This is a genomic window from Indolivaga capnocytophagoides DSM 22835 (assembly GCF_000426485.1).
GTDB lineage: Bacteria > Bacteroidota > Bacteroidia > Bacteroidales > Dysgonomonadaceae > Dysgonomonas_A > Dysgonomonas_A capnocytophagoides.
The window spans coordinates 794,886-820,901 of sequence record NZ_KE384529.1 but is presented as its reverse complement, the minus strand read 5'-3'; the positions used below and the strand labels follow the sequence as shown (position 1 = coordinate 820,901).

Annotated in this window: 21 protein-coding genes; 19 read left to right on the top strand and 2 right to left on the bottom strand. The window is 39.4% G+C overall.

Annotated features, from left to right (window positions below; genetic code table 11):
• The first annotated feature begins 9 nt into the window (after positions 1-9).
• Entirely contained in the window at positions 10-729 is a 720-nt protein-coding gene (locus K322_RS0116830) for a LytR/AlgR family response regulator transcription factor (protein ID WP_026627922.1), read from the top strand.
• A gap of 243 nt (positions 730-972) precedes the next feature.
• On the opposite strand, the gene K322_RS0116825 is transcribed toward K322_RS0116830, so the two are convergent.
• Positions 973-2,181: an MFS transporter gene (locus K322_RS0116825; protein ID WP_051290904.1), complete on the bottom strand. Its 1,209-nt coding sequence runs from the start codon at positions 2,179-2,181 to the stop codon at positions 973-975.
• 166 nt (positions 2,182-2,347) lie between these two features.
• Positions 2,348-3,754 (bottom strand): B12-binding domain-containing radical SAM protein, encoded by a 1,407-nt coding sequence (locus tag K322_RS19895; RefSeq protein WP_051290902.1) that lies wholly within the window; start codon positions 3,752-3,754, stop codon positions 2,348-2,350.
• Positions 3,755-3,986: 232 nt separating this feature from the next.
• Between K322_RS19895 and K322_RS0116815 the strand changes: the two genes are divergently transcribed.
• From K322_RS0116815 to K322_RS0116720, 18 genes are all read left to right on the top strand, one after another.
• Positions 3,987-4,748 carry a DUF6597 domain-containing transcriptional factor gene (locus K322_RS0116815; protein ID WP_026627920.1) on the top strand — a complete coding sequence of 254 codons (762 nt, stop codon included), beginning with the start codon at positions 3,987-3,989 and terminating at the stop codon, positions 4,746-4,748.
• A 30-nt stretch (positions 4,749-4,778) separates the two neighbouring features.
• Positions 4,779-5,177 carry a VOC family protein gene (locus K322_RS0116810; protein ID WP_026627919.1) on the top strand — a complete coding sequence of 133 codons (399 nt, stop codon included), beginning with the start codon at positions 4,779-4,781 and terminating at the stop codon, positions 5,175-5,177.
• A gap of 488 nt (positions 5,178-5,665) precedes the next feature.
• Positions 5,666-6,559, top strand: a complete 894-nt coding sequence (locus K322_RS0116800) for a helix-turn-helix domain-containing protein (RefSeq protein ID WP_084158602.1) — start codon at positions 5,666-5,668, stop codon at positions 6,557-6,559.
• Between the two features lie 593 nt (positions 6,560-7,152).
• On the top strand, positions 7,153-8,391 hold the full coding sequence (locus K322_RS0116790; protein WP_026627916.1) for a FimB/Mfa2 family fimbrial subunit: 1,239 nt from the start codon (positions 7,153-7,155) through the stop codon (positions 8,389-8,391).
• A 336-nt stretch (positions 8,392-8,727) separates the two neighbouring features.
• Entirely contained in the window at positions 8,728-9,669 is a 942-nt protein-coding gene (locus tag K322_RS0116785; RefSeq protein ID WP_260204081.1) for a hypothetical protein, read from the top strand.
• 44 nt (positions 9,670-9,713) lie between these two features.
• Positions 9,714-10,319: a DUF3575 domain-containing protein gene (locus K322_RS0116780; RefSeq protein WP_026627914.1), complete on the top strand. Its 606-nt coding sequence runs from the start codon at positions 9,714-9,716 to the stop codon at positions 10,317-10,319.
• A gap of 37 nt (positions 10,320-10,356) precedes the next feature.
• Positions 10,357-12,234: an OmpA family protein gene (locus K322_RS0116775; protein ID WP_026627913.1), complete on the top strand. Its 1,878-nt coding sequence runs from the start codon at positions 10,357-10,359 to the stop codon at positions 12,232-12,234.
• Between the two features lie 35 nt (positions 12,235-12,269).
• Positions 12,270-14,729: a Calx-beta domain-containing protein gene (locus K322_RS0116770; RefSeq protein ID WP_026627912.1), complete on the top strand. Its 2,460-nt coding sequence runs from the start codon at positions 12,270-12,272 to the stop codon at positions 14,727-14,729.
• 49 nt (positions 14,730-14,778) lie between these two features.
• Positions 14,779-15,267: a hypothetical protein gene (locus K322_RS0116765; protein ID WP_035332325.1), complete on the top strand. Its 489-nt coding sequence runs from the start codon at positions 14,779-14,781 to the stop codon at positions 15,265-15,267.
• 154 nt (positions 15,268-15,421) lie between these two features.
• On the top strand, positions 15,422-16,630 hold the full coding sequence (locus K322_RS19890) for a FimB/Mfa2 family fimbrial subunit (protein ID WP_026627910.1): 1,209 nt from the start codon (positions 15,422-15,424) through the stop codon (positions 16,628-16,630).
• A gap of 34 nt (positions 16,631-16,664) precedes the next feature.
• Positions 16,665-19,346 (top strand): BACON domain-containing protein, encoded by a 2,682-nt coding sequence (locus tag K322_RS0116755; protein WP_026627909.1) that lies wholly within the window; start codon positions 16,665-16,667, stop codon positions 19,344-19,346.
• A gap of 4 nt (positions 19,347-19,350) precedes the next feature.
• Entirely contained in the window at positions 19,351-20,667 is a 1,317-nt protein-coding gene (locus tag K322_RS0116750) for a FimB/Mfa2 family fimbrial subunit (protein ID WP_026627908.1), read from the top strand.
• Between the two features lie 65 nt (positions 20,668-20,732).
• Positions 20,733-21,131, top strand: a complete 399-nt coding sequence (locus K322_RS0116745) for a hypothetical protein (RefSeq protein ID WP_134436527.1) — start codon at positions 20,733-20,735, stop codon at positions 21,129-21,131.
• Positions 21,128-21,733 carry an outer membrane beta-barrel protein gene (locus K322_RS0116740; RefSeq protein ID WP_026627906.1) on the top strand — a complete coding sequence of 202 codons (606 nt, stop codon included), beginning with the start codon at positions 21,128-21,130 and terminating at the stop codon, positions 21,731-21,733. The genes K322_RS0116745 and K322_RS0116740 overlap by 4 nt, the downstream gene beginning before the upstream one ends.
• 28 nt (positions 21,734-21,761) lie before the next feature.
• Positions 21,762-22,133: a bactofilin family protein gene (locus tag K322_RS0116735; RefSeq protein ID WP_026627905.1), complete on the top strand. Its 372-nt coding sequence runs from the start codon at positions 21,762-21,764 to the stop codon at positions 22,131-22,133.
• 92 nt (positions 22,134-22,225) lie between these two features.
• On the top strand, positions 22,226-22,612 hold the full coding sequence (locus K322_RS0116730; RefSeq protein ID WP_035332320.1) for a hypothetical protein: 387 nt from the start codon (positions 22,226-22,228) through the stop codon (positions 22,610-22,612).
• A gap of 298 nt (positions 22,613-22,910) precedes the next feature.
• Positions 22,911-23,651 (top strand): hypothetical protein, encoded by a 741-nt coding sequence (locus K322_RS0116725; protein ID WP_026627903.1) that lies wholly within the window; start codon positions 22,911-22,913, stop codon positions 23,649-23,651.
• 50 nt (positions 23,652-23,701) lie between these two features.
• Entirely contained in the window at positions 23,702-25,984 is a 2,283-nt protein-coding gene (locus K322_RS0116720; protein WP_260204077.1) for a hypothetical protein, read from the top strand.
• The last annotated feature ends 32 nt before the right edge of the window (positions 25,985-26,016 follow it).

Sequence of the window (26,016 nt, the reverse complement as noted above, 5' to 3'; positions counted from 1 at the left end):
TAGCTGACTATGAAACTAAGATGTGTAATAATAGATGATGAGCCTTTGGCTATCGATCTGCTGAAATCTTATGTAAATCAAACCCCTTATCTTGAATTGGTTGCTGCATTCGAGAATCCGTTGGAGGCGTTGGAGGTTATCCGTACCGGAAATATCGACCTCTTGTATCTCGATGTGAATATGCCGCAGATCACAGGGCTTGAATTCTCGAAGACTCTGCCACAGAGTACACGGGTTATATTTACTACAGCTTACGATCAGTATGCAATAGAAGGATTCAGATTGAATGCTTTGGATTATCTGCTGAAACCGATCAGTTATCCCGAATTTCTGGCAGCATCGAATAAAGCAGAGGAGTGGTTTAAATTGACATCTTCGGTGAAAGATAAGTCGCTGGAATCGTCTTCCTCAAGCATATTTATCAAGTCGGGATACAGAATGGAGAAGATCAATCTGGATCAGATCTTATATATCGAAAATCAGAAAGATTATGTCAAATTTCATCTCGAAGGTATAGCAGAGCCTGTCAGCTCGTTGATGAGTATGCAGTCTCTCGAAGAAAAACTGTCATCGCGTCAGTTTATGCGGGTGCATCGTTCGTTTATTGTTAATCTGGATAAGGTAAAAACCATAGAGCGTAATTGTATTGTTTTCGGTAAAGAATACATTCCTGTATCAGACTCATACAAAGATCGTTTTATGGAGTTTTTGAGTAAACATTTCTTCTGATTCGCTAGATAGGTAGTTGGGTTTTTGACGTCATTAACTCAGTTAATTCCTCCAATAATACACAAAGTAAAGTAAATAAAAGGGAAAAAAATAAAAGTAAAGTAAGACGGTCATAGACCTTTTTTATGTCATTAAATACTTTCAGTTACTTTATAATAAAGATTTCTCCGAAAATATCTGGAAAATTTTATCTATCCTTAAAAACTGTGTACTGTGTTGTGTATTTTATGTTGTGTTAATAATTCAATTACCCGATGGGCTTATGGTTACAGCCCGTTTTTTACCCAGATAGATAGAGAGGAGAAGTCCGATAACTACTACGAACATACTGAAAGGGAATATTTTATCCATGCCCCAATGCTCTCCGACAGCACCAACCAAAGGGCCTGTTATCCCTAGAGATATGTCGATAAACAAGCCATAACCGGCTAAAGCCGAACCTTTGTTGGATGCAGAGACCAGATTGACCGCTTCTACTCCCAAAGCTGGAAATACAAGAGCAAAACCGCATCCGGTGATACCTGCACCGAGCAATGCCAGCCATACATTGGGTGCATAAGCCAGAATTGCCAAACCGATGGCTTCGACTGCAAAAGATGCTATACTTACTTTGATGCCGCCATAAGTTTTTATGGCATTACTGAAAACAACCCGGGTGAGTATAAATGTAGCACCAAATACGGTAAGGCACAATGCCCCGTTTGTCCAGTGCATATAATCGTAATATAACGTGATGAAAGTCGATAATGTCCCGAATCCGAGTCCGCCTAATGCAAGGCATATCCCGTAAGGAGATACTTTGGCTAGTACTTTCATAAACGGCTGGCGGTTTTCGATAATTTCGTTCCGGTATGCTTTTTTTCGGTGTGCAACCAGATAACCTGTTACTGCTATTGCCATAATGATGATGGCAACACCTTCTATTCCGATAAATTTTTCGAGATATACACCTAGAGGAGCTCCGATAGCCAATCCACCGTAACTGGCTATTCCGTTGAATGATATAGCTGTACCTGTATGTTGATCTCCTAGTGCCAGCATTGCCCAGTTGATAGGGCTTGCACCGATCATTCCTTCTCCGCATCCGGTAATCAGGCGTGTTATAACCAATATAGCCAAACTGATGTGAGGAATGCCTTTGCATTCGTAAGCTATCCAGAGAAGAATACCACTCAATAAAAAGCTACCCATACTGATAAGAACAGCCGGTTTAGGGCCTTTCTTATCTGTAATATTTCCTGAATACCCCCTCATGGCAAAAGTTGTGAGGTATTGCAGGCTTATTACTAATCCTGCTATTATTGTATTATATCCTAATACTTTATTGATGAAGAATGGCAATACTGCAAGAGGTAATCCTATAATTGTATAGCCAAAGAATGTGAGTATTACATATCCGACCAATGACCTGCTTATTTTATTGGGCATCGGAGATCCTTTTTGTGTCATCATTTCTGTTTCTCTTAACTTATTTAAAACAATCTTCTTTGATATAAAGTGTAAAATTACAACTTTTTATCTTTTCCCTATTTGTTTTCCTTGGTTAAGTAAACTTATATTGTTAAGTAAAATTAAGAGAGTTTCAGATTTGGATTACCTCTGGATCATCATCTTTTGTTTATTGAATAATAGCCGGTTGAGAAACTGTCATTTCTCGCCTTTCATTCAGATTAACTTTCGATAATATAGATTCCAGCAAAGGCAGCATATGATTAAGTCCTCCTGTTTTGATCAGAAAATTCCATAGAGGTTCGAACTTTTTCCATCCTCCCGTATAAAACAGATGTTTGAGTTTGTGCTTTATCAAATCGTGTTTCCATGATGCTTCGAATATATTCGACCATGAATAAAATTCGTTGTATGCCCAGTTGTATCCTTCTTCCAATTCTCGGGTCGAAAGGTTTGTAGTACGGTATACCACATGACGGGTATCGTACAGATCCCAGTTGCGGGATGTAATGCGCCGTGCCTGTTCCATATCGCTGAACAGGCGTGTACCGGGGTAGGGGGTCAGTATGTGGAAGGTTGAAGTAGTAATTGCGTTTTGTACCCCCCAATCCACGGTACGTTTGAATACATCTTTATTGTCGTGGTCGAGTCCGAATACAAAGCTGCCGTTTATCATTATGCCTAATGAATGCAGGCGTTTGACAGCTTCGGAGTAGTCTCTTGCCAGATTTTGCTTTTTGTTGCTCATTTTGAGATTTTCCGGTGAAAAAGTCTCAAAGCCCACGAATACACTCCTGAGACCTGCTTCGGCAGCCTTTTCTATCAGGTTGCCATCGAGAATAGACGCAATAGTTGCCGCTCCTTGAAATACACGGTTCATACCCCGCATCCCTTCGAACAATTCAGAAGCGAATTTTTTATTGCCCAGCAGATGATCGTCCAGAAAATATAAATGCCTGCCCGGTAGGCGGTCTATCTCGGCTAGAGCATCATCTACCAATTGTGTATAAAAAGATTTACCTCCTTCGTAAAAAGCATCTTTATAACAAAAGTCGCAGTGATGAGGACATCCTCGGGTCACAACTATCGAATTAGGAACCAGGTATTTGTGGCGTTTAATAAGATCCCGTCTAACGACAGGCATGTTTTGTAAGGTACGTATTGATGAACGGTAAATCTTTTGTGGTGTTTTGTTCCTGAAATCTTTTAGAAATCGGGGAAATGATTCTTCGGCAGGGCCCAAAAAGATACTGTTGGCATGGAGTGCGGCCTCATCCGGAAGAGCCGTGACGTGTAATCCTCCCAGAATCACATAAGCTCCTTTGTCTCTGTAATGGTCTGCGATGCGGTAGGCTCTGTATGCATTGGTTATGTAGACCTGAATGACTACCAGATCGGGTTCGTCATCCAAGTTTAGTTTTTCGATGTGCTGATCCTGAAGATCTATTTCGTCATCGGGAGAAAGATATGCGGCAAGTGTAGCCAACCCTAGTGGAGGAAATAAAGAGTATTTAATCGGACGCCAGAATGGACTTTCTGCTTCTGTTAATGCCGGAAGAATCATTTTTACTTTCATATCTGTCTGATTTATAGTGTTATTTTATTCTTTGATTATGTTATAAAAAGAACTTTGAATTACAAAGTTATTTAAATTTTTATTTCTGCAAATTATTTTCGTGAGAATTACTAAAAGATTACTTTTAAGTGACGAGAATTTTTTAGTGATATACTTTTAATTTATAAAAGGCTTTGGTTGATTTATTTATCAAAGTAATAAATAGATCTGATGTCTTAAGTAGCTCTAAAATATGGATGCATCATTAATTACATATACTCAGTTTGCCCCTCTCAAAGCGTTGGAAAACTATATCTGTGCATATTGGTTTTTCAGCTCGGAAGAACTTGTTCAGCAGCAGTTTGATATTCTTCCCGATGGCTATTTTGATCTTGTGATAACCTGTAATCATGGATGTATAACCAATTGTCGTCTTGTAGGTATATGGAACAGCCGTATAGCAGTACATTCATCGGTATGCAGACAGATAGGCATCAGGTTTAAGCCATACGCTCTTCTTGGGCTGTTGAATCTGAGGATTGCTGATTTGCTTAATACGGGGACTTCTTTTAACCTTTGGGATTGGGGTATCAATTCAGACATTGTTCTTACGTCACCTCCTGAGACTCTTGTTGGTTATTGGAATGATCTTTTTCTGAAAAAGGTCGATGATAAATCAGAAGATAAGAGGTTACTCTCTGTATTTAACCTTATCGAAAATACAAACGGAATTATTTCAGTAAAAGATTTATCTTCCTTATCCGGAATGTGTGACAGGCAGATGAGACGTCGTATGAACGAACTGATAGGCATCGGAGTGAAAGAATATGCAAACATTGTTCGTTTTAAAAAGACAATGAAATTGCTCAAGACCGATAAAACACGTTATGATGCTTACTTTGATCAGTCTCACTTTATCAAGAACTTCAAAGCATATACAGGAATTATCCCATCTGATTTTGAATTTGGAAATAATGTCCGATTTTTACAATACTTCGATTTTGGAAAAGATTAGTTTTACCTGAAATTTTAAAACAAAGTATTAATGGAAACAACAAATTTGTCGGTATGCTTTCATACTCAAAAAATAGCTGAGTGTAAGGATTTCTATGTGAATAATCTGGATGCGGTTGTGACTTTCGACTCCGAGTGGTATATAGTGTTGCATGTGGACAAACTTAAGCAGTTTTCGCTCTGTTTTATGACTCCTCAGGATGAAACACCTTTGTATGGAAAGGGGGGAGTTACTCTCAATTTTATGGTTAATGATGTAGATAAAGTCTATAACGAGTTGGTGGAAGTGAAGAAACTTCAACCAATCCGAGATTTGACATCTAACCCTTGGGGAGACCGGTCGTTTATCTTGTCCGATCCATTGGGTAATCGTTTATATGTTTATTCGGAAATAAAACCTTCCGACGAATATAAAAACTGTATCAAATAAAGAAAATTTACGCTGCTTTTTCGTAAAAGTCTTACATTATGATGTAAGGCTTTTTTTTTGATTTAAATGCAATTTGTTGAAAATGAGATTAAAAATATATGCAAATTGTATATTTATACATTTTTTGAGCAAAAATATATATCTTTTATTGTTTTATTAAAAACTATTAATCTATATTTGTGGACTAGATCAGGCAAGGTACATAAACATTATAATTACTATACTTCACCCCTGCTGAAGCAATGATATTTGTATTACAGCATCAATGCTGTATGAAGACACTTGTGTTTAGTGACTAAACACACAGTCGCATGTCTTATTGCCATAGCTGCTTTTCTCAACACCAATTGTCAGACAAATAAAACAGGTTTGCCTAAGTCTGTTTTGTTTGCCCTTAGGCTTTGATTCTTCCCAATATTACACCACATTACGGTTCCCTCCTGTTTATTATACCATATACAAAATTTAATCTATCAAAAAAAAATAATATGAGTTTTCTACACCTTTGTGAGCAGATGAAGTGTATAAACTATAATGGTGAATCAGATTCGAGTATTCAAGTCAAAGAAATGGCTGAGAGTTGTCTGCATGAAGAATTTTCGGCATTCAATACGATATTGTTTTTGCCCAAAGGTAAAATATCATACTTCTGGGGTTCTTATGTAGACTGCACCATGTTGGAGGGGCAGTTTTTGTATTTACCTGCGAACTATAAATTTACCTATAAAACAGAGATACAGTCAACTCTACTGTTTCTCAAATTACATCAGAAAATTCAGTTTTGTGATCGTTACCGGTTAGAAGACCTGATATTTACTACTAAAGATAATAGGCATGGGTCTGTTTTTCAGGTCGATATAAAAACGCCTTTTATGTTGGCAGCAAATGATATACTGAACGATTACGTACTGCAGTTGCTTAAAAGTATCGAGAGCGGTTTGCGCTGCGAGGGTTTCTTTACCCTTAAGATAAGAGAACTGTTTTATCTGCTGGGTGCATTTTATCCTAAAGAAGATTTATCGAGATTCTTTAAAAAAGCGTTGAGTTACGATTCTAATTTTTCGCATCATGTTATTCAAAACAGCCACAAGTATCAATCGTTAACTGATCTGGCAGATTCTATGAATATGACTGTCTCAGGCATCGAAAAACGTTTCAAGAAGGTATTTGGTACTTCGGGCTATAAGTGGATGACTGAACAGAAGGTAAAGAAGATTTTCCATGCAATCTGTTCCAGCGATTCTAACTTTAAAGAGATTAGCGAGGACTTCGGATTCTCTTCCAAATCTACTCTGAATGACTTCTGCAAGCGACATATGGGTAAGACTCCGGGGGAGATAAGACGAAATTTTGTGCATCCGGAAAGTTTGAAGAACAAGTAGGAAAAAATGGAGAACCCTAAATCGATGTATGTAATTTATATTTGTAACAAATAAATAGTAGATGTAACTCTTGTGTTGTAAAGTGTTTGATAATCGAGTGGGCATAATGTAGTAATAAATGTGTATCGGCCTAATATCTAATTACATGGTTTTGGTTCCCGCAACTAGTACAACGATTTTTTCGAATACTATTTGATCTCTAAGAGTCAGATGAAAGTCTATAAACAGGTCTGAGACCTTGAAGCAAAATTTTACAAACAAAAACAGAGAAAAGTATGTATATCCAAAATTGACTGTTCTCAAAGAAACAAAGGCTTCCGATAGGAAGAGTAGAGTTGAAAACAACCTGAATGTGATATTTTTCAATCAGAAAAAGATTTAATATTACCTGAAAGCTTATTTCGGGTGAGGGTTCTTCTTATGCTCTGAAAATAGTGTTTGGAGATAGAATTTATAAAAGGCAAATGGTTATAAATGTGTTGGTTGGATAAGTATTTGTCAGTAGCGGCCGGTGGTTCGGATGATCAGATTACTTTCCTTTCTTCTGAGTGAAAAAATGTTCAGAACAGATTAGATAATTAATAAAATTAAAAATGAAAAAAGTATTTCTCAGTTTACTTACTATTACAGGACTGCTTTTCTCGTCGTGTGGAAGCGATGATAATGTGGTTACAGGTGCGTCCGAAGAAGGCGAATTGGTGGCAAAAATTACCTTTGAACAATCGGCTGTCCTCAGGGCGTCCTCTTCTGAATCAACAGCGATACCTAAAACCAGTTGGAGCAATGTAAAACAATTACAGATGTTTCTGTATGATGCCACAGATGGTAAGGTTGCTTTTTCTGCGGTATTTGATCCTTCGACATCAACAGATAAAATATTCAAGTGGACCAATGTGCCCGAAGGAACATATGATCTGGCATTGGTTGCCAATGTTAATTCTGCATCGGATAATATTGCTACTACTCTCGACGGAGGTTCGGCATGGACAGCTTTCGATGCTTATAATGTAAGAGGCAAAAAGCTGAATACTAATATTTTTGTTGACTGGAAGAAATCTACATTCCCATCCGGACATACATTTGAAGCCGGAGACGTTGCTTATACTCCTACATCGGAGGTATTTACCGCTTACAGAAGCGGTGTGACAATCACCAGGGGTGAAACTACCGATTTGAGCGGAACTACTTTAGAATTGCAGAGAGAAGTTTCGTTGATGCGTGTAAGAATCGATAAAACAGATAAAAATCCTACCGCTCCGGCCTTGAGTACAGTAACATTCAACAGTGCGAGCAGCTTTATCGCAGTCCACAACCTGCCTGTGGGGATGGGTTTCAAACTGGGAACGTTTGCCGGAGGTCTTTTACCTAACAATTCGGATTCTAACCGTATTTTAATTGGCTCAACAGGAACTACTACATATAACGATGCTGATCCTTCGGCTGATGATTACCAGCCAACAACTATTCTGGGTAGTGATTATACTCTATGGAAAGATATTCTTGTATGGCCGAATGCAACTAAAGCAGACGGATTATCATCAAGTTCTGATGCAGCAGTTGCCAGAAAATACTTTATCGTAGTTGCAGCTTTGGCTCCTGCCGGCTATAAGTATGCTGACGGAACTACTGCTTCATCTCCACAACCTGTATATTGGTATGGTACAGTTAACGGTGTTTTCTCTCCAAACGTAATACGTGAAGTGAATCTGAAACTGTCATCAAGCGGATTACCCGAAAATCCCGAAAATCCCGGATCGGAAGGTGGTCTTATCATCAGTATCGGTGCTCCTCAACAATGGGATCATATCGAAAGGGAAACTATTGAGCTATAGCTTAGAACTTTCTTAGAGCAGGTATATCTTACCGAAAATCAAAATAGTAAAATAACAGTAATAAGTATTTAATGACATTACGGAGAGATGCTCTCCTGTCGTTTCGTGCTTAGTTGATAAATGAAGAGGTCTGAGACCTTAGTTACTGGCCTTATGTTATTCGGCAATGCTTTCCGTCAGAACGAAAGTATTGCCGGAAGGGTCAGACTACAACTTCGAACCGGTATATAAAATAGGTCTGAGACCTAACTCATGTTTTTATTAGAACATATGATACAAGAATATAATTTTTTGAGACTTTGTTTTTTGATCATCGTTATCTGCTTGTTTTCGGGTATGAGCTCCTGCACATACGATTACTTTGAGGATGAGACAAACTATGTCGTATATGTTCCTAAGGCAGATAAAAGTATCAGGACAGATTCATATAAAATAGAAGACCTGAGCATTCTTGTTTTCAAAACAGAAATCGAAAAAGAAAAGTATTCGAATTATCCGTTTACCGAAAATGCCCGAAGTCAGGAAGGAAACTTCAATTTCAGGCTTTATCCGGGAGAGCATTCTGTTTTTTGCTTTACCAATATGCAAAACATCGAATTCAGCAACTTATCATCTTTCAGTACAGCTGCATTTGCATTAAAAAAGATGTCGGACGGGTATTATCCCGAACCTCCCTGTATATATTCCGAAACAGCAGCTCCTTATATACATTATCCGGGGCCTGTAGTAAGGGATACAATACAATTCGATAAACAATATGTGGGCAGTATCTGTGTCGTATTCAAACGACTGACTAAGATATCGGAGTCTCTTACATTCGATAATATAAAGAAAGTCAAAATCCTGGCCAGAGGAGTTGGCACTGTTCAGAATCTGGCGCAAATAACCGACAGTATCACTACTCGCTCTAAGCGGTCTGATGCAGGGGATATGATGAAACTGGAAGCAGCATTATATAAAAATCCATATAAAGATTTTGATTTTGGATTCCGCAATAATTATTTCCCGTCGCCACAAAATGAAGATAATTCGAACGAACCGATGATACTTACCATAGACCTCATCGGGGCTGATAATAATATACTGTATTCGCTCGATGCCGAGATTACAGACAAAAACTCAATTCCGATGATCTTACACATGAATGAAACTCTTATTGTAGAGGTTGATGGTAATGACGTTCAGGTATTGCGTTTGGCTAACATAAAAGAGTGGTCGCCTAATATCGAATCGGGAGGGAACTCAAGTCCCGGAAACGGTAATGGCATTGAACTTTAATGACGCATTAGAAATAATAAATACGCTTAAATAAGATTGATTTGATGAGACGGTTGATGCAATATATTCCAATGATAGTGATGGCTTTGTTGTTCTTGGCTTTTAGTCCGCAAGCCAAAGGACAGGCTTTGAAAACAAATGTGCCTTTTACATTGGTGGGGAGTCCCAATTTCGGGATAGAGTGGTCAGTAGGGCGTCAGCTCACACTCAACGTGGATGCTATGTGGCTGCCTTACCTTTTCAAAAAAGACGAAGAAGTATTCAGGGCGTTAATCGGGTCTATTGATTTCAGGTATTATGTCAATCCCAAATACTACTACACAAATGACCTTTGGGACGGATTTTATATAGGGCCTTATGGTATGATGGGAAATTTCAATATAGGGTTGAAAGATAAAGATCCCGAAAAAACAAGCTATCGACGCAAAGGCTGGGGTATATCAGCAGGACTGACGGGAGGGTATAAGTTTTACTTATCGAGCCGTTTCCGTATAGACGCCAATATTTGTATAGGCTATGCCAATTTGCAGTATGACAAGTATCAGCTGGGTGGTGAATATGCTGATTTCAAGCTCGAAAGTAAAAAAACAAAAGGCTATGTAGGGCCTACCAAGATAGGAGTTTCTCTAGTATATAACATATTCAGATAAGGGCTTCTTCCTTATTGCAAATATTTATTTATAAGATATGATTTATAAAATATTACGATCAAAATTGATACTTATCGGCATTGTCGCCATTCCCGTATTGACACAGGCTCAGAGTGATCCCTGGTCTGATGGCATGAAGGACAGAAAGGCACGGGGAATAGAATCGAAGGGAGACCGGAAATTTATTCAACAGGATTTCGATAAGGCGATGAAGATATACGAAACCGCATTTAAATACCCGCTCAGTTCGGAGTATTTGGCTTCGTTGCACCTCAAAGTTGGTCGTTTGTTTTCTTCCTTGTCCGACTACAATGAGTCTGTACCGCATTACGACGCTGCAATGGCTATTTCGGATCAGATGTTTACTGCCGGAGATGTTTGTAATTATCTCGACGCATTGCGGTTTTCGGGGCAAAAAATGAAGGCGGTGACTCTTGCTCGAAAATATTCGTTCAGAGATGTTTATAGCAAAGACCAGAGGTATCAGAATATATTGCAGGCTCTTGATTATTCAGATGGATTTATGCCTGTCGGCAGTGCCGAATTCAGCGTAGAATCCGTTGAAGGGGTGAATACATCCAATTCGGAATATTGGGTAGGAGTGAAGGATGGCGAATATTTTTATGCAGCAAGTGCCAGCCGTTTTCACGATCCCAATAAAAAATTCTATTACAACAGCAACTACCATTTGCTTAGTGCAGCTAACGCCAAATCTGGCAATGGAAAGTTCTTGAATATGATTCCTAAAAACCTGCAAAGCGGTCCTGTGACATTTTCAGATGATATGTCTAAAATGGTTGTGACGCAAGCGGCTTATGCCAAGAAGGTAAAAGATGCCGATAAACAGCAGACAAATGCTTTTTATTCCAGATTATATCAGTCGGATTATAATTCGAAACGAAAGAAATGGTCGGCGTTCAAAGAGGTCTTTCCTCAGAAGGAAGGCTATTCGTATTCTCATCCCTGTCTTATAGATAACGGAAAATCATTGTTATTCTCTTCGGATATACCCGGCGGATTCGGTGGCTATGATATTTATATAACTCATTGGGATAATAATCTTAAAGCATGGGGTATCCCCGTTAATCTGGGGGCGCAGGTAAATACCCAAGGTGACGAAATTTCTCCGGTACTGTTCAACAATATGCTGATTTTTTCATCGAACGGACATATCGGATTCGGTGGCTATGATATTTATTCTGTCAGTTACGAGCAGGGACAGGCTGTAACAGGAAGCCTGCATCATTTTTCTTATCCTGTAAATACGGTGATGAATGACTTTAACCTGCTTTATATAGATGAAAACAGAGGATATTTCGTATCAGACAGAAATCAGGAAAGCAAAGACGATATATTCTATTTCGAAAAAAATAAAGCAATATCGCAAAACAGCGGATCGTTGTTCGGCATATCGGAGGCTAAAGCCATTTCTTCCGGTTCGATCAATCTACTTGGTAAAGCTGACGCCAACACACAGCCTCGAAACGAAAAAATAATTCTCCCCGATCATATTATACAAGAGGCTCTGACCTTATACTTCGATTTCGACCATTATGCCCTGAGTGACGAAGCAAAGTTGGAACTCGAAAACTGGTATAAAATAACCGATTTCAACCGGATCGACACGCTTATCGTTGAAGGGTATGCCGACGAGATGGGTTCTGAAGAATACAATTATAATCTTTCGGTCAAACGGGCACAGGAAACAGCTTTCTGGCTCGGAAGAAGAGGTGTCGACAGGGTATTTCTGATAGAAGGAAAGGGCAAAATATTGTCCGAAAACAATATACCAGAGCCTGCAGCCTTTGAAATGGGAAAAGAATTGTCTTCATATGCCCGGATAGGAGACTTATCGGATAAGATAATTAAGAATAAGGTGTACAGGCGTGTGGATATCAAGGCGGTAACAAGATGAAGATGTAAGAATAATAAAATAAATATTTTAACGAGATGCAGTTTAAGAGTAGTTTGTATGTTGGTTTAGTCATGTTGGTACTGGCTTTCTTCGGATTGCCGGTAAAAGTCAAAGGTCAATATATGCCAGTGGTTTATGACCGGACGTATGGAGATGGGATACCCTATCAACATACGTGCCCGGTTTCGAATGGCGAAGTTGCACTTGTCGCTAATAACGATGGTGTGCTGACCGTTTCGTGGATCAAAAGGGATGGAGAAGTACAGGCTTCACATTCGTTTCCGAAAGGATTTGTTTCGGTCAATAACGTGTATCATGTAGGAGAACAGAAATTGTTGATTATCGGTCAATCTTACGATTCTTCACCCAAGAGAAAAGACAAAAATCTTTACGGGCGTTTTGTGGTGACTGACAAATCGGGTGTTATTCTGACTGATGTTTGTGTTGGTGAAGCAGGCAGCGAATTGTTTTGCGGACAACGTCTGCCCGACGGAAGTTTTGTAGTCGGCGGGTATGAGTCACGTTCAGGAAACGTACGTGCCGGAATGTTGTCAAAAGTGGATGCGACAGGTAAAGTCATCTATAAATATGTATCGGATGAAGGCGGTCCCTGCATCGGCTTTGATGTATTGGGTAGTGTTCGAGAGTATGTACATGCGGCATTTACCGGAGAAGACGGAACTGCATCTGTGATAGTACGGTTAGACAGTAACGGTAAAACCGTATTTGTAACAAAATTACCGGAACCCGAATTCCAAATTATGAAAATGGTTACCGCTTCCGATGATCATATCTTCCTGATAGGCAACAGTGCGCTTGCCGGGGGAAGGGTTATAAAACTTCGTCCCGAGGGCGATATCATATTCAGTAAAGAAATAATACCTGCCGCACAGGGTGTATCGCTTGAATATCTGTCTTTAGCCAAAAACGGAAATGTATTGGTCGGAGGTAATGGCGGCGGAAAATGTTATTACTCGCTTTTGCGTAACGATGGTACTGACTTACAGAGATATGTTACCTCCGGAACAGTTTCGGGTATGGGGATGAATGCCGAAAGCGGCGAATCTGTAATTGTTGGTTTCGATACCGAAAGAAGCCGTGGTATGATAACAGGCTTGTCGAAAGACGGACGCCAGATATACCAAAAGGCAACGGATGGCAACTTCGATCAGGTACATATGTCAACAGCCGGAATATTTCTGGCTGGGAATTCTACAGGACGGGTATGTATGCTCTCGAACAGCGGCGATCTGTTGTTTGACCGTTATGCTATCGAAGATGATAAGAAGATGTTCGATGAGATCGTATTTACCGAAAACGGTGATATTCTGTTTAAAGGAATGAAAAACCGTTTGATCAAACTGGGGCATGGTATTTATGTATCAGATGTCAAAATAAATAAACCTGTAAATGGCTATACTACAGCTGTATTTACAGTAACGTTGACAGGTTATCCGGTAACTAATCAAGGTGCGCCTATCCCTGTAAGAGTTGAATATTTTACAAAAGACGGAACTGCCAATCAGGTAGACAATTATACTTCGGTAAAAGGTAGTTTATCGTTTGTTCCTTCTAATGACGGAACTGCCCGCTATATGATTAAACAGGATGTGGAAGTGCCTGTAAAAGCCAATAACCTGATGGAAGGGCGTAAAATGTTTGAACTGTGTCTGGCAAATGTAGAGCAGAGTTATCTTGTAAAATCGGCAGGTGTCGGAGATATCGAAGATCAGGAAGTATTAGTGAAAATGATTAATACTCAGGATGGACTTGAGGGTATGCATGACGTTGTTTACGAATTGGGGATTTTCAAAACCAATGGAGAAAAACTGATCAATGCTACCGGTTCGGATATCGTTATCGAAGGAGTGTACGGCAAAGGTACAGCAGACAATCACGATTTTGATATGGGTGTGAGCCCTCGTTTGGTAGTCGGACGTGGAGCATCTAACGGTAAATTCAATGTGAAAACATTCTCTGATACCCGTTATGAACTGCCCAAAAAGGTTGTCGTCGACTTTAATAAAATATATGCGATAAATGATGCCCGCATCAACTTCGAAAGTACAAATCTAAGCTGTATCGGCACTATTATAGACCAGCCGGCTATGGTAAATATCGCATCGCTGGGAGATCACGGCCGCATGAACAATATCGTCTCCGGATTTTTCAAAGTGTCTTTGGTCAGGGCATCCGATGGGGCTTTACTTACCAATGCAACCGGAGGAGATATCAAAGTATCGTGTTCGGTACTTCCTCAGACTACAGCCGAAGAAGGAAAAGACTTTGCGTTTACCAATCGTCACGATCTGAGAATTTGGGGAGATGGCAACCGAAGTGCGGTAAACTTAAACGGTATTATCCTATTTAATCAGGAAAAAGCAGGAAACAAAAAGTTAGTAGTAGGCATCGATTCGGTAAGTAAACCCGATAATGCACCGGATATATTGATATCGACTACCGAGGCATCTGCCGGATTCGCTATCACCGAATAAGATTTGCTTGATATCCGGTTTTCCGTAAATCCCATAATACAAGAAAGGTATGAAATGTATGGATACACCATTGGTACTATCGTTCCGTTATTCTGAAGTGAAAGAATTCAGAATGTACACAGGAGAAAAAGACAAGGCTAAAGTATGTGATACGTCACACCTTAGGCCGCAAGATCTGTGGGCGGAAGAGATAACCCGTAAAGATAGTTTTTATAAAGAAATGTTGTTGATTTTTGTTGATGATGCCAAACTCAGCATATTGCCATATAACTACTCTTTCAGTTACAGATTGGAAAACCGGATTATTAAAATCTATAGTCATGATCATTCGTGCTGGATACCTTTTGCTTATACCGATGGGCTAAAGGTGGTATTAAAACTCGGACTGTCGTGTCTTGATAATCATAAACGTCGGATCGTCAATTATGACGAAACCGAATCGAGAGTGTTGGATTATGCCGGCTTGTCCTCTATCCATTCTTTAAAAGGTCTGAATACCGGAATTGCATGGTGTAATATTCATTACATCTTTCAGTAAAAGAGTTGTGTAACTGTCAAATATTAATTGTGGTAAAGCCCGATTCTATACGGGTTATGTAAGGTATGAATCAACAATAGGTCTTGGATAAAGATAACTTGTTGTTACGCTTCGTAAATCAAAAATAGGTTTGAGACCTTATAATATTTAGGATATGATTGCATGTATTAAATATATTATTTCAGTTTTCTTTTTGGCTTTTGTCTGTGTTTCGTGTTCCGAAACCAATCAGGTAAATACAGAAGAAAGCCTGTCTAGTGCTCTTTATCTGAGGATAGATACGATTTCCTCTAATATCGGCGATAATACAGATGTATATGTATTTAATGCATCAGGCTCTAATGCCGGCTATTTCCATCACAAAGCATTGAATGTAGAACGAGCTCCGGGATATGTAAAGATGAGTATGCCCTCAGGAATATGGAATCTTGTGCTGGTTGGATGCAGCGAATCGGATATTAGTTCACTGCTTACTTTTCCGGTGTTTTCAGCAGAAAGGTCAGGTCTTCTTATGTGGCAGACTCAGCCCGAAGGAGGGTTGTTGCCTGATGTTCCCGAGATAAGAACGGCTCTCATTGACAATCTGACTATCAATGCCGACCAAACACACACTACATCTGCCTCGCTGATACGTAATGTTGCTAAAGTGAGAGTGGTACTCGAAGACGGTGTAGGCTTTACGAGAGGTAATGGGCATACCGTATCATTGAAGAACGTGCCTACCAGCTTGTCTTGGAACGGAGGCTTATATCCGGATAAAGACAATCCGGTTGTAAGTTCAGTTCCTATGACTAAAGCTATCACGTTTTCCGAATCGTCCGAACAAGGGCATCTCAAGAGTGATACGGTCGACTTTATAATACCGGCTCATAAATCGGTATCACCTGTTGATATTTCGACACACAAAATAACATTGGCGGTAAATTTTGAAAGATCGTCAGGATATGCTTTCAGCAAAGAAGTAGTGATAGAAACTGTTCCTAAGAGTAATTCTATATTACTGCTATCTCTTATTGCAAATGGACGAATGGATATAAAGGTAAATATTCAGGACTGGAATACGGTGTCGTCCCATATAGATCTGCAAATGTTTGATTTTTCATTACTTGAGAATAACGGAACGATTGCTTCATATCAAATGAATATGAAACAGGAGCGTAACTGGTGGATGACGTTGGAAGATACTCAGAACTTTGAATTTGTTGATGACGCGGTGACTTTAGGACAATTCACAGCTTCTCCCGTAAATATACAAGTAAGACGCAAAACGGGAGGGGCTGCGATGTCTACCAAACTCAATCTCATTATTGCAGGATTCGATGGGCTGTACCAGCAATATGATGTAACGGACTTGTATAAATAAATCAATCGGTCTGAGACCTTAAAATATATATGGTGTGATTAATAAATATTTTTCTATAATAAGTTTCATATCTGTGCTTCTTCTGTTTTCAGCCTGCTCGGCCGAAATAGAAGATACTACAGAGACTGCTCCCAGGTCAGACGGTAAGGTGCAGATTGCCTTGCAGCTGCCGATAAGTGCGGAGGATGCGTCTTCTCTGAATACCGAAGTCCTAAGTGAATCTATTATAAAGGATTTGACTCTGTTTATATTTGATTCGGAGACCGGAGAGAAAGAGTTCTCCACACACATTGATATTCTTCCCGCGGTTGCGGCTTCGTCTGAGGTCGATATGAGTAACTGGCTCAACGAACAGATCATCACGGTATTGGATGGTGGTATTCTTGCCGACCTCAACAAATCGAGAGATATACAGATTGTTGCCAATTATACATCGGATCTATCTTATATTACAACCGAAACACAACTTGATACAATAATTACCCAAAAGATAGAACAGAATATTTCTCAACCCGATGCAGATAAACCTCTGGTGATGCATGGTGCTGTATCCGGTCATAATTTTAAGGAAGATTCGCAGGTTACGGTTTCATTGGTTCGTAATGTTGCGAAGATCAAATTGACATTGACTGCCAAGAAGTTTACGTTCGGGGGAGAAGATATTTATCTCGTACCCGATACTTCATCCATGGTATTTAAGGTGATCAATCAGGCAGACAGATCGTATCTGGTGTCAAAGGAGTTGAGCCCATCGACCTTGAATTATTTTAACGGTGCGGAGAAGTATATTGCAGCCGAGTCGAGAAGCGGTACGGAATCGGCTTTGTTCGTTACTCATGCTTATGTGAACGAGAATCTCAAAAGATCGTACTCGTCCGAATCCGATATTACAACTTTGGTGATAAGAGTTCCTTATAAAAGGCTCAACGGGCAAATAAATTACAATAATTATTATAAGATACTTGTCAACAGTGATAATGGTTACCTCATCAACCGCAATACAATTTATGATATAACGGCTACCATTGTTTCACCCGGAGGTGAGACTGATGCTTCTGCTGTGCTGATCAAGGGTACACTGAATGTATTGCCATGGAATGAAAATACAATTACGTCGGATTTGTCTCAAACCTTTCTGTCTATACAGGAAACGATAACCAAAATCGGTGTAGAGAAGAATTTCACATTCACTACAAATGCTTTACCTTCCGAATGTTCGTTGACATCGGAGTCTTCGTGGTTGACAGCATCATTTACGTCATCTAACCAGATAAAGATAACAGCTGCTTCGGATGATTATACAACCCCCCGATCGGGAGTTTTGAAGTTGAAAGTAAAGAACCTTACAAAGATGATAACTGTAAATCAGTATCCTTTTCCTGTGCAGGATGGTTCTATATACCTGACTCCCCGTACGCTTTATTTGTCGGAAGCTGCACCTTCAAAAAATGTATCGTTACAAGTATCCCCTGAAACTTCACGTTGGCTACAGACCGGAGGAAATACGGCAAATGCAACTTGTAATGCAAGCAGTGGTGCAGGAAATGCTTCACTGACTTTTACCGCCGGATCATCATATGGTAATACATACTATAAGTTTGCTAATCTTAATACTATGGAATACGACAGTATCAAAGTCTGCAACCTTCATCTCGAAGTTCCGTCTTCGGTGGAAATAGGAGGACAGGAAGGTACAACCGATTTTACCGATCTGAAAGCATTAGGCGGTGATCAGAAATGGGTAGTGAAAAGTGTTTCCGATTCGTGGATGGTCGTAACCAATGTTGATGGAGTATTGAGAATAAAAGCCGAGGCCGGACCTGATGAACAAAGGCGTACTGGTTCTATAATTATAGCTCATGCAAATGATCCGAATTATACTAAAACAATAACAGTAACACAGCTTGATCATATAATAATAACCATTCCCGAATTTGAGTTCCTTGTATTCAAATACGATTGGACAGGAACAGGAGGACAGGATTTGGATACAGCCACTGAATTTATGAATACAGGACTGACCAAGGTTGACTCGAGACCTTTGGGGTATGGGTTGTATGGTGGAACAATAGGTTTGGCTAACGGATCTACTGCTAGCGAAGCAGGTAACACTGGTACTTCGGCTACTGCAGGTAATGGAGGACAAATTACTGATTCTGCAGGAAAAAGTGTTTTGGTCTGGGGTGGAGATAATACCAACCAGAATGCAGGGGAAAGCCTTTATATTGATGTGAAGAATCTTTGCTCATCAAACAATTACGATGTGTTACCTCGATATGTTTATATTGACTTATATGCCATTTGGTGGAGTACAAGTTCATCTACTCCGATTAAGATATTGCTTACTGCATATAAAGGTGGAACAATGCAGCGATATGCTGATACTTATAACGATTCAAGCTTGAGAAAGAATTTTTATAATAATACGGGAGAGGTCGTTTATAGTAATTCAAGCTCACCCGCAACACGAGTTATTGTGAATAAACAAACACAGGCTTTTAATAATTATCGTACTCTATTCGATAAAGTAGGACGGGTCACATTCGATAAAATAAAACGATCGGCAAGTATTGAAATATACACCAGTTCGGCTGCATCTTCGGCGTCTTCGGTTCTGTTGAGAAGTTCGATGGCTGATATGCCTGCTCAAAGAATTGGAGAATCGAAGACCGACTATTCTAAAAGAGTAGAATTGTATTACAAAAATAAGAAATAGTAAAATGAAGTATTTTATTATCAATATAATGGCTCTGTTGTTGGTTGCTTGTTCAACAGCAGATGACTTACCAACATCCGAAGACGGAGTAGAGATTGCATTTTCGATGAATATACAGGAAAATACATCTGTATCGTTATTGAGATCATCTTCGTATGACGACTCATCTATCCGTTGTGTTGATCTGTTGGTCTTTGATGAACATCAGGCTTTTATGGAGCGTATACAAGTCAATTCGATCGAAAATTCAGGAGATACCCGCACTTTTTCGGCTCGTATATTGCCTACCGGCTCGGCTCGGTCTATATATGTAATCGCCAATGGACGTGATCTTTCGGGCAATGATATAATCAATTTCAGTGAACTATCTTCAGGTCTGAGCATGGAGTCTGTTGCTCAGTTGTTGAAAACAACATCACTCTATGCTTATACTTCTCCTCAATGTCCTTTGATTATGTGGGGCAGAGCAGACCTTACAGAGGTAAGATCGGGGACAACCATCAATAATATAAACATGATAAGGATGGTGGCTGCCATGAAAATGGAGTGTGAAACTCCGACCGAAGAAAATGGTCTTGCCGATTTTTCATTGACAGGTTTTACTCTGCTGCAATCATCGGCTTTCGGAAAGGTAATTCCTTCAGATTATACCTCATCTAATTCTTTGCCTGCATCGGTTAGTTTACCTTCTGGAATACACTATATTAATTATGTAAATACGGAGGGAGCCGGAGTTTGGAATTTAGCTTCATCTAATGTCACATCCGATATTTATTTGTATGAACGCAGCAACATCTTGGATAATACGGGTATTTCGGTGATAATCAGAGGAAAATATAAAGGTGTTGACGGTTATTATAAGATATGGCTGACGGATGGAAATAAAGAGCCTGTAAGTCCTGTTCGCAATCACCGTTATCTGACTCGTATATCACGGGTTTCGGGTTCAGGATACCTTACACTCCAAGAAGCTGTAGCTGCCGATTATACTGCGGATATATTTTTTGAAATAATAGATAATAATGATGACATAACAGATATTGTTGTTGATGCAAAGTACGAACTGGGAGTTTCTTCCAATAGGGTTTCATTCAGTGGAAGCGGAACGAAAACCATCGGAACCGTATTGAGTACAAATACAGCGGTGACATTAACTGCGGTTGCTGATGTGGACTGGATTACAGGACTTTCGTTTTCGGGGTCGGGTAACAGGTATATTCTTTCGGGATCGCTCCTGGCTGCGCCGTCTGCACGTCAAGGCAATATAATTGTAAGAGCCGGAAATCTGGTAAGGACAATAACTGTAGAACAACAACCGTAAATACTGTTTGTCTGTGAAGTGAGTAAGCAACGATAACAGGTCTGAGACCTCAAAATATGATGGTTATGGGTGATATAAAACAAATTTGGCAGAGAGAACAGGATAATAACAGTTTTATCCATCTGTATAAAATTGATAATTATTGGTTCGCATTTGAGCGGTCTGCATTTTATTTATTTTCAACAAGTTCAGTTGATACTGTATTAAAAGTTCAGTATCTAAAAGGCGATAGTGCAATTCTTTTTGCTGCTTTAAAAGATGTAAACAGAATGAAATCAAATAATCCTTATCTGGATATAATACAAGAATCCGAATCGGAGATTATTGTTGGTTGTGCTGTAAGATGCAAAGGTTTCTCCCTTTGGAAAAACAGCCTCACTACTATCATGCCATCTAACTTGTATGCCCAGACCCGAAATTTGTATCATAGTATTAAGACTTTATATCCGGTAGTTGACTTATGAAGATTTTTGTTCTTTCTGTTTTTTTGTTTGTTAGTGGAATTGTGTGTCAGGCTCAAAGATTTGGTATCCTCGCAGGTTTAAATTTCGATGGCTCGTCTATAAAATATCAGGGCGTGGGACTTAGTCAGAAGATCGGTTGTAAAGTCGGATTGTATTACGAAACGAATTTGTTTGCCGAAGACTTGTCCGTAAATGTAGGATTGATGTATCGTTACCGGGAGTTTTCGTTACGCCATAACCTGGATAATACCACCGGAATTTCCTATTATTTTTCCGAGAATTTTATCGAACTCCCAATTGTTTTTCAGAAAACATGGAATCAGTTCAAGTTTAAACCGTTGGTTAAGGCCGGAGTATATTCATCTTATGTGTTTTCGGGAGAAATAAAGGATAATGAAAGTTCTGAATCCCTCAAGTACCGTAAAGGCTCGGATAAGTTTCGAAACGGTGTTGTTTTCGGAGCCGGCGTTTATTTATTACCCTATCTGAGACTTGATGCCGACTATAATTTGAGCTTTTCCGAGAATCACTTATTGTTGGGTGATCGAGAAATTTCACTTAGAGACAGAGGTTGCACCGTTAGTCTGGCATATGTTTTTTAATAATAAACACAAACGATTAGTATATATCATGTTAAACAAAAATAAGAAGAAAGAGTATTCTCCCTTAACTATTTCCGATAGCCTGAGTATTCTTTCTAATGCAGCAACTATCAGGGGGGAGATAAATATTGATGATGACCTTAGGATAGATGGTAATGTATCGGGAAATATAAACAGTCAGGGACGGGTAATCGTTGGCTTGGGAGGATGTGTAACAGGTACTATCAGAAGTAAGTCGGTGGAACTGGTAGGGAAGATATATGGTGATATTATTGTATCGGAGATAGCTATTCTAAGAGCTTCGTCTTTTTGTAACGGTGATCTTATTGCTGCCAATCTGGAGATTGAAGCCGGAGCCAGTTTTTGCGGAAATTGTAAGATGGAGAATGTTCCCGTATAATACACTTCATGACAGGTGTCTGATCGTTTCCGAATGGAATGAAACTTCAGCCCCTACCGGCTATTGTATAATTATAAATAATTGATATTTATATGTTTACTGAAAAAATAAGAAGGCATGCAACCTTTATTTATTTAAGTGTCATATTATTAAACTGCTTTACGGCAATGGCTGTTCACCCTCAGAGTGTACATCCGTTATCAGGAAAAACAGTCGCTCAAAACAAAAGCCTGCCTGCTTCATTGGTATCTTCAAAAGTAGATATGCAGCACAATTCGATACAGTTGACCAAGGTCGAATTAAAGGGTGTGAATAATCTGGAACCTTTTGCCGATCCCGAAGATAAAGGCTACAATGATACGAAAAAGTCTCTGATCGGATTGATGGTATTGCATACAGGCAATCAAGGGAGTAAGATGCCTCAGGGTGTGTATGTGTGGAATGGAGAGAAATGGCTTCAGGCTCAATGCGATTTATGACACAAACTATCAGCTGACAGAAAATATAAATCAGTGTATTGAAAGAAATAACAAAAAGGTTTGAGACCTAAAAGATATAATCCCCTTAATTATTCATTGAAGAAAAGAAGATAACTAATATCGTTTTGTTCAATCCTCTATTATACTGACTGGGAAGTTCGTATGATACCTTTCGAGTCAATCTTTCCTGAGAAATCAGGAGAGATTGCGGAAAGGGTTGGATATCTGGATAATGGATAAATCAAGGTTGAATGATAATGTAAGTAGGTCGGCAGACCTTCATAAATAATATAAGTATATGAAGAATAAATTCATTTTGTTGCTGTTGTGTTTGGCTTCTGCAATTCCCGTAATATCAAAAGATAAAAATAAGGGAAAAGAAAAAGATGGCCGAACGATATTTGTCGAAGAGTTCAGGGATAGGCGTACCGATTGCATGGAGACCTATGAGTATTACAAAACTCCGGATGGAAGGAAAATCCCTCACGGAAAATACAGAAGACAGTGGTCGTTGCCTAAAGGGCATCCGAGTAATTGGTCAGGACAGGAGATGATAACCGCTACTTTTGTCGATGGCCGGCTGAATGGTTTAGTTGTTATTAACTGCGATAAGCGGAAGTGGAAGCGCAAGAACGAGGTTGTGAAAGGAGGCGGACGCGAAGTGAAGTTAGTTGAAGATGAAGTTTACAGAGCGAATAACCTCAAGTTAGTGGTGAAAAATGACACACTGTGTGATGTTTTTAATTTCGAACTGGGAAACTATAGATATGAAGCTACCGGAAAGATCAATGATGCCGGAGAATTGCAAGGAAAATATACCTTATATAAGAAAAATAAGACTGAACAGACTGATAAACCTAAAGGGATAGGTCAGGATTGGATTGTAGAAGAGCAATATATGTGTGATCCCGAATATACATATAAAGATGCTGTTCCTGTATTGACTGAAATTAAACTAGGATATTCCGCTATGAGCCGGAGCGATATGTTACATATCAAAATCCCCCGGCTGAGGCTTAGCATAACACGTATTAAGTAAAAGAAAGTATTTAATGATATAAATAGGTCTGTGACCTAAATTGGAACAACATGGATATGAAAAGAAACATCCTGACTATTTTTATTAGTTTTTTATTACTCCTTTCGTTATTGACCGTCGTTTTTGCTTTTTCGTCGTGCGGATCACGCAAGCAGTATAATCGGTTGGATATAGAAAGACTTTTTATGCAGACTGCTAAACCCGAGATAGACTTTGTTAAAGGTGGAGGTCTCGAAGGTAAGGATGGACCCCGGACTGTTTCTGAAGAGGTTTCGTTTTCGAATCGTGGTGAACAGCAATCTCTTCAGGAAGGAGAGGTTTTTGCAAGCGATGCCGTAAAATTGGACACGACCAAAGTATACAAGCTTAACGAGGTAGTTGTGAAAGTTAAATCTCACTTTGCCCCCGAACGTGATGGTAAGGTGAATATCGATTTTGATATTTTGGCTCCGGTCGATGTATTAGATCCGAATTGGCGATTGGTATTGACTCCCAGAATAATAGACGGAGATAGCATTTGTCCGCTTGATACAGTAATTCTTACAGGAGATAGCTTTAAGGATAAACAGGTTGGTGACTATGAGGCTTACAGCGATTTTTTATCTACTATAGTTTCGCCTTCGGCGTACGATTCATTGTTTGTCGATTGGAAAGGGCTTGATAAAGAAATTCATAAAGTACAGAAACGCAACTATAACGATTTCAGGGCTCAGTATGATCTGATGATGGATTATGAGAACTGGAAGAAAATGAACGAAATGGAGTTTCTCAGTATGGAAGCGATTGTGATGCGTCATAAACGCCATATGTATGAAAAGTACTGGAGGAAAGCAGAGAATCTGACCGATAAGAATGTGAGGAAACAGAAGGAGCCTGAAGATTATCATTCGAAGTATGTACAGAAGTACGAAAAAGATTATGTGCGTTTTCTTAAAGACCGGTTCTCTTTACATTGGGTCGATACCGTGTCGGTGGATATGAATATACATGCACAAAAAGACAGTGTGCTGAAACGCAGCCATATTCCGCGAAAGTACCGCAATCTTTATGCAAAAGGATTGACCATCAGGGATCTGAAAGCAAAACCTTTTACGGCGGAAGATTCGGTGAAAATAGCAAAGCATCATTATCTTATAGACGAAATCGTTTTGAATGAGATGAATATGAACCGCAAGGACGATATATTCAAAGAAATAGTGCAGTTTCCGTATCGTACCGACACAAAAGGAATCAGGACAGATACAGTTATCACAGCCGAAGAAAACATGGTTTATACATACAGGCAGCCATGGAAGGTAAGACCCGGAATGAAGAATCTCAAAGTGGTGTTAACTTCCAAGGTGGAGGCTATGGATCGTACCGTGTTTGAATTTCCACCTTCGGATACACTCACTTATTACATTGCGTCATTGTCTCAGCTTGCCGAAAATTCATTGGCTACCGAGCGTGTACAGCTTCATAAATTTATGTTTGATAAGATAACCGTTTATCCGAAGTACAAATCGAAGAAGGTTTCGAAGTTTGATGAAAGTTCCAATTCCGGTATATTCGATAAACTGCTAGAGGCATATAAAGTATATTCATCCAAGGAAGGACTCGCAGTAGACAGTATAACTATACAAAGCTCAGTTGACTTATCCGGAGACTGGGACAGTAATTATGCTTTATCTCAACATCGGGCGGAATCGGTTATAGAATACCTGAGATCTAAAATGCCTGTCCACTTTGCCGTGACACCAAAAGGCGAAGACTGGAATACGCTGGTCAAAGAAATACAGTTGCGCAGTGATATGCCTAATGGACAAGAGATAATCAGCAGGCTTACTACGGCAACTTATCCAGATCAGACGGAAGAGGATATCAAAAAGGATTTTCCGGAAGATTATAAAATCATAAAAAATGAGATATACCCCAAGTTGGAACGTATTGATTTCAGAGTAGAGATAAGCCGTCCTGATATCGAGAAAGATACTGTGAGAGAAACTTTCCGTGAAGATTATGCGGAGGCTATCAAATTATTGAGAAACGGAGAGTATATGCCTGCTCTTGAAGTATTGGCAAACTATCCTGACTTTAATGCTGCTCTTTGTCTGGCTTGTATGGGATACAATGATAAAGCAGAGGATTTGTTAAACAAATTGCCTCAGGCTGCTAAAAATGAATATCTGCTGGCAATAATAGCGGTAAGGAAGAATGACGATCAAAAGGCTTCGGGACACCTTATAAAGGCGTGCGAACTAGATCCGAATTTATATAATAGAGTAAGTCTCGATTCGGAAGTTACAGGATTGGCTAACAGGCTTAGTCTTTGGTCGAAACTTCACAGGGATTAAGAGTTTGGATGCTTTTAAGTTATAGAAAGTAT

Excerpts from the sequence above, each read along its gene's own strand:
- K322_RS0116830 (WP_026627922.1), top strand. The coding sequence starts at position 10 with ATGAAACTAAGATGTGTAATAATAGATGATGAGCCTTTGGCTATCGAT.
- K322_RS0116825 (WP_051290904.1), bottom strand. The coding sequence starts at position 2,181 with ATGATGACACAAAAAGGATCTCCGATGCCCAATAAAATAAGCAGGTCA.
- K322_RS19895 (WP_051290902.1), bottom strand. The coding sequence starts at position 3,754 with ATGAAAGTAAAAATGATTCTTCCGGCATTAACAGAAGCAGAAAGTCCA.
- K322_RS0116815 (WP_026627920.1), top strand. The coding sequence starts at position 3,987 with ATGGATGCATCATTAATTACATATACTCAGTTTGCCCCTCTCAAAGCG.
- K322_RS0116810 (WP_026627919.1), top strand. The coding sequence starts at position 4,779 with ATGGAAACAACAAATTTGTCGGTATGCTTTCATACTCAAAAAATAGCT.
- K322_RS0116800 (WP_084158602.1), top strand. The coding sequence starts at position 5,666 with ATGAGTTTTCTACACCTTTGTGAGCAGATGAAGTGTATAAACTATAAT.
- K322_RS0116790 (WP_026627916.1), top strand. The coding sequence starts at position 7,153 with ATGAAAAAAGTATTTCTCAGTTTACTTACTATTACAGGACTGCTTTTC.
- K322_RS0116785 (WP_260204081.1), top strand. The coding sequence starts at position 8,728 with ATGAGCTCCTGCACATACGATTACTTTGAGGATGAGACAAACTATGTC.
- K322_RS0116780 (WP_026627914.1), top strand. The coding sequence starts at position 9,714 with ATGAGACGGTTGATGCAATATATTCCAATGATAGTGATGGCTTTGTTG.
- K322_RS0116775 (WP_026627913.1), top strand. The coding sequence starts at position 10,357 with ATGATTTATAAAATATTACGATCAAAATTGATACTTATCGGCATTGTC.
- K322_RS0116770 (WP_026627912.1), top strand. The coding sequence starts at position 12,270 with ATGCAGTTTAAGAGTAGTTTGTATGTTGGTTTAGTCATGTTGGTACTG.
- K322_RS0116765 (WP_035332325.1), top strand. The coding sequence starts at position 14,779 with ATGAAATGTATGGATACACCATTGGTACTATCGTTCCGTTATTCTGAA.
- K322_RS19890 (WP_026627910.1), top strand. The coding sequence starts at position 15,422 with ATGATTGCATGTATTAAATATATTATTTCAGTTTTCTTTTTGGCTTTT.
- K322_RS0116750 (WP_026627908.1), top strand. The coding sequence starts at position 19,351 with ATGAAGTATTTTATTATCAATATAATGGCTCTGTTGTTGGTTGCTTGT.
- K322_RS0116745 (WP_134436527.1), top strand. The coding sequence starts at position 20,733 with ATGGGTGATATAAAACAAATTTGGCAGAGAGAACAGGATAATAACAGT.
- K322_RS0116740 (WP_026627906.1), top strand. The coding sequence starts at position 21,128 with ATGAAGATTTTTGTTCTTTCTGTTTTTTTGTTTGTTAGTGGAATTGTG.
- K322_RS0116735 (WP_026627905.1), top strand. The coding sequence starts at position 21,762 with ATGTTAAACAAAAATAAGAAGAAAGAGTATTCTCCCTTAACTATTTCC.
- K322_RS0116730 (WP_035332320.1), top strand. The coding sequence starts at position 22,226 with ATGTTTACTGAAAAAATAAGAAGGCATGCAACCTTTATTTATTTAAGT.
- K322_RS0116725 (WP_026627903.1), top strand. The coding sequence starts at position 22,911 with ATGAAGAATAAATTCATTTTGTTGCTGTTGTGTTTGGCTTCTGCAATT.
- K322_RS0116720 (WP_260204077.1), top strand. The coding sequence starts at position 23,702 with ATGGATATGAAAAGAAACATCCTGACTATTTTTATTAGTTTTTTATTA.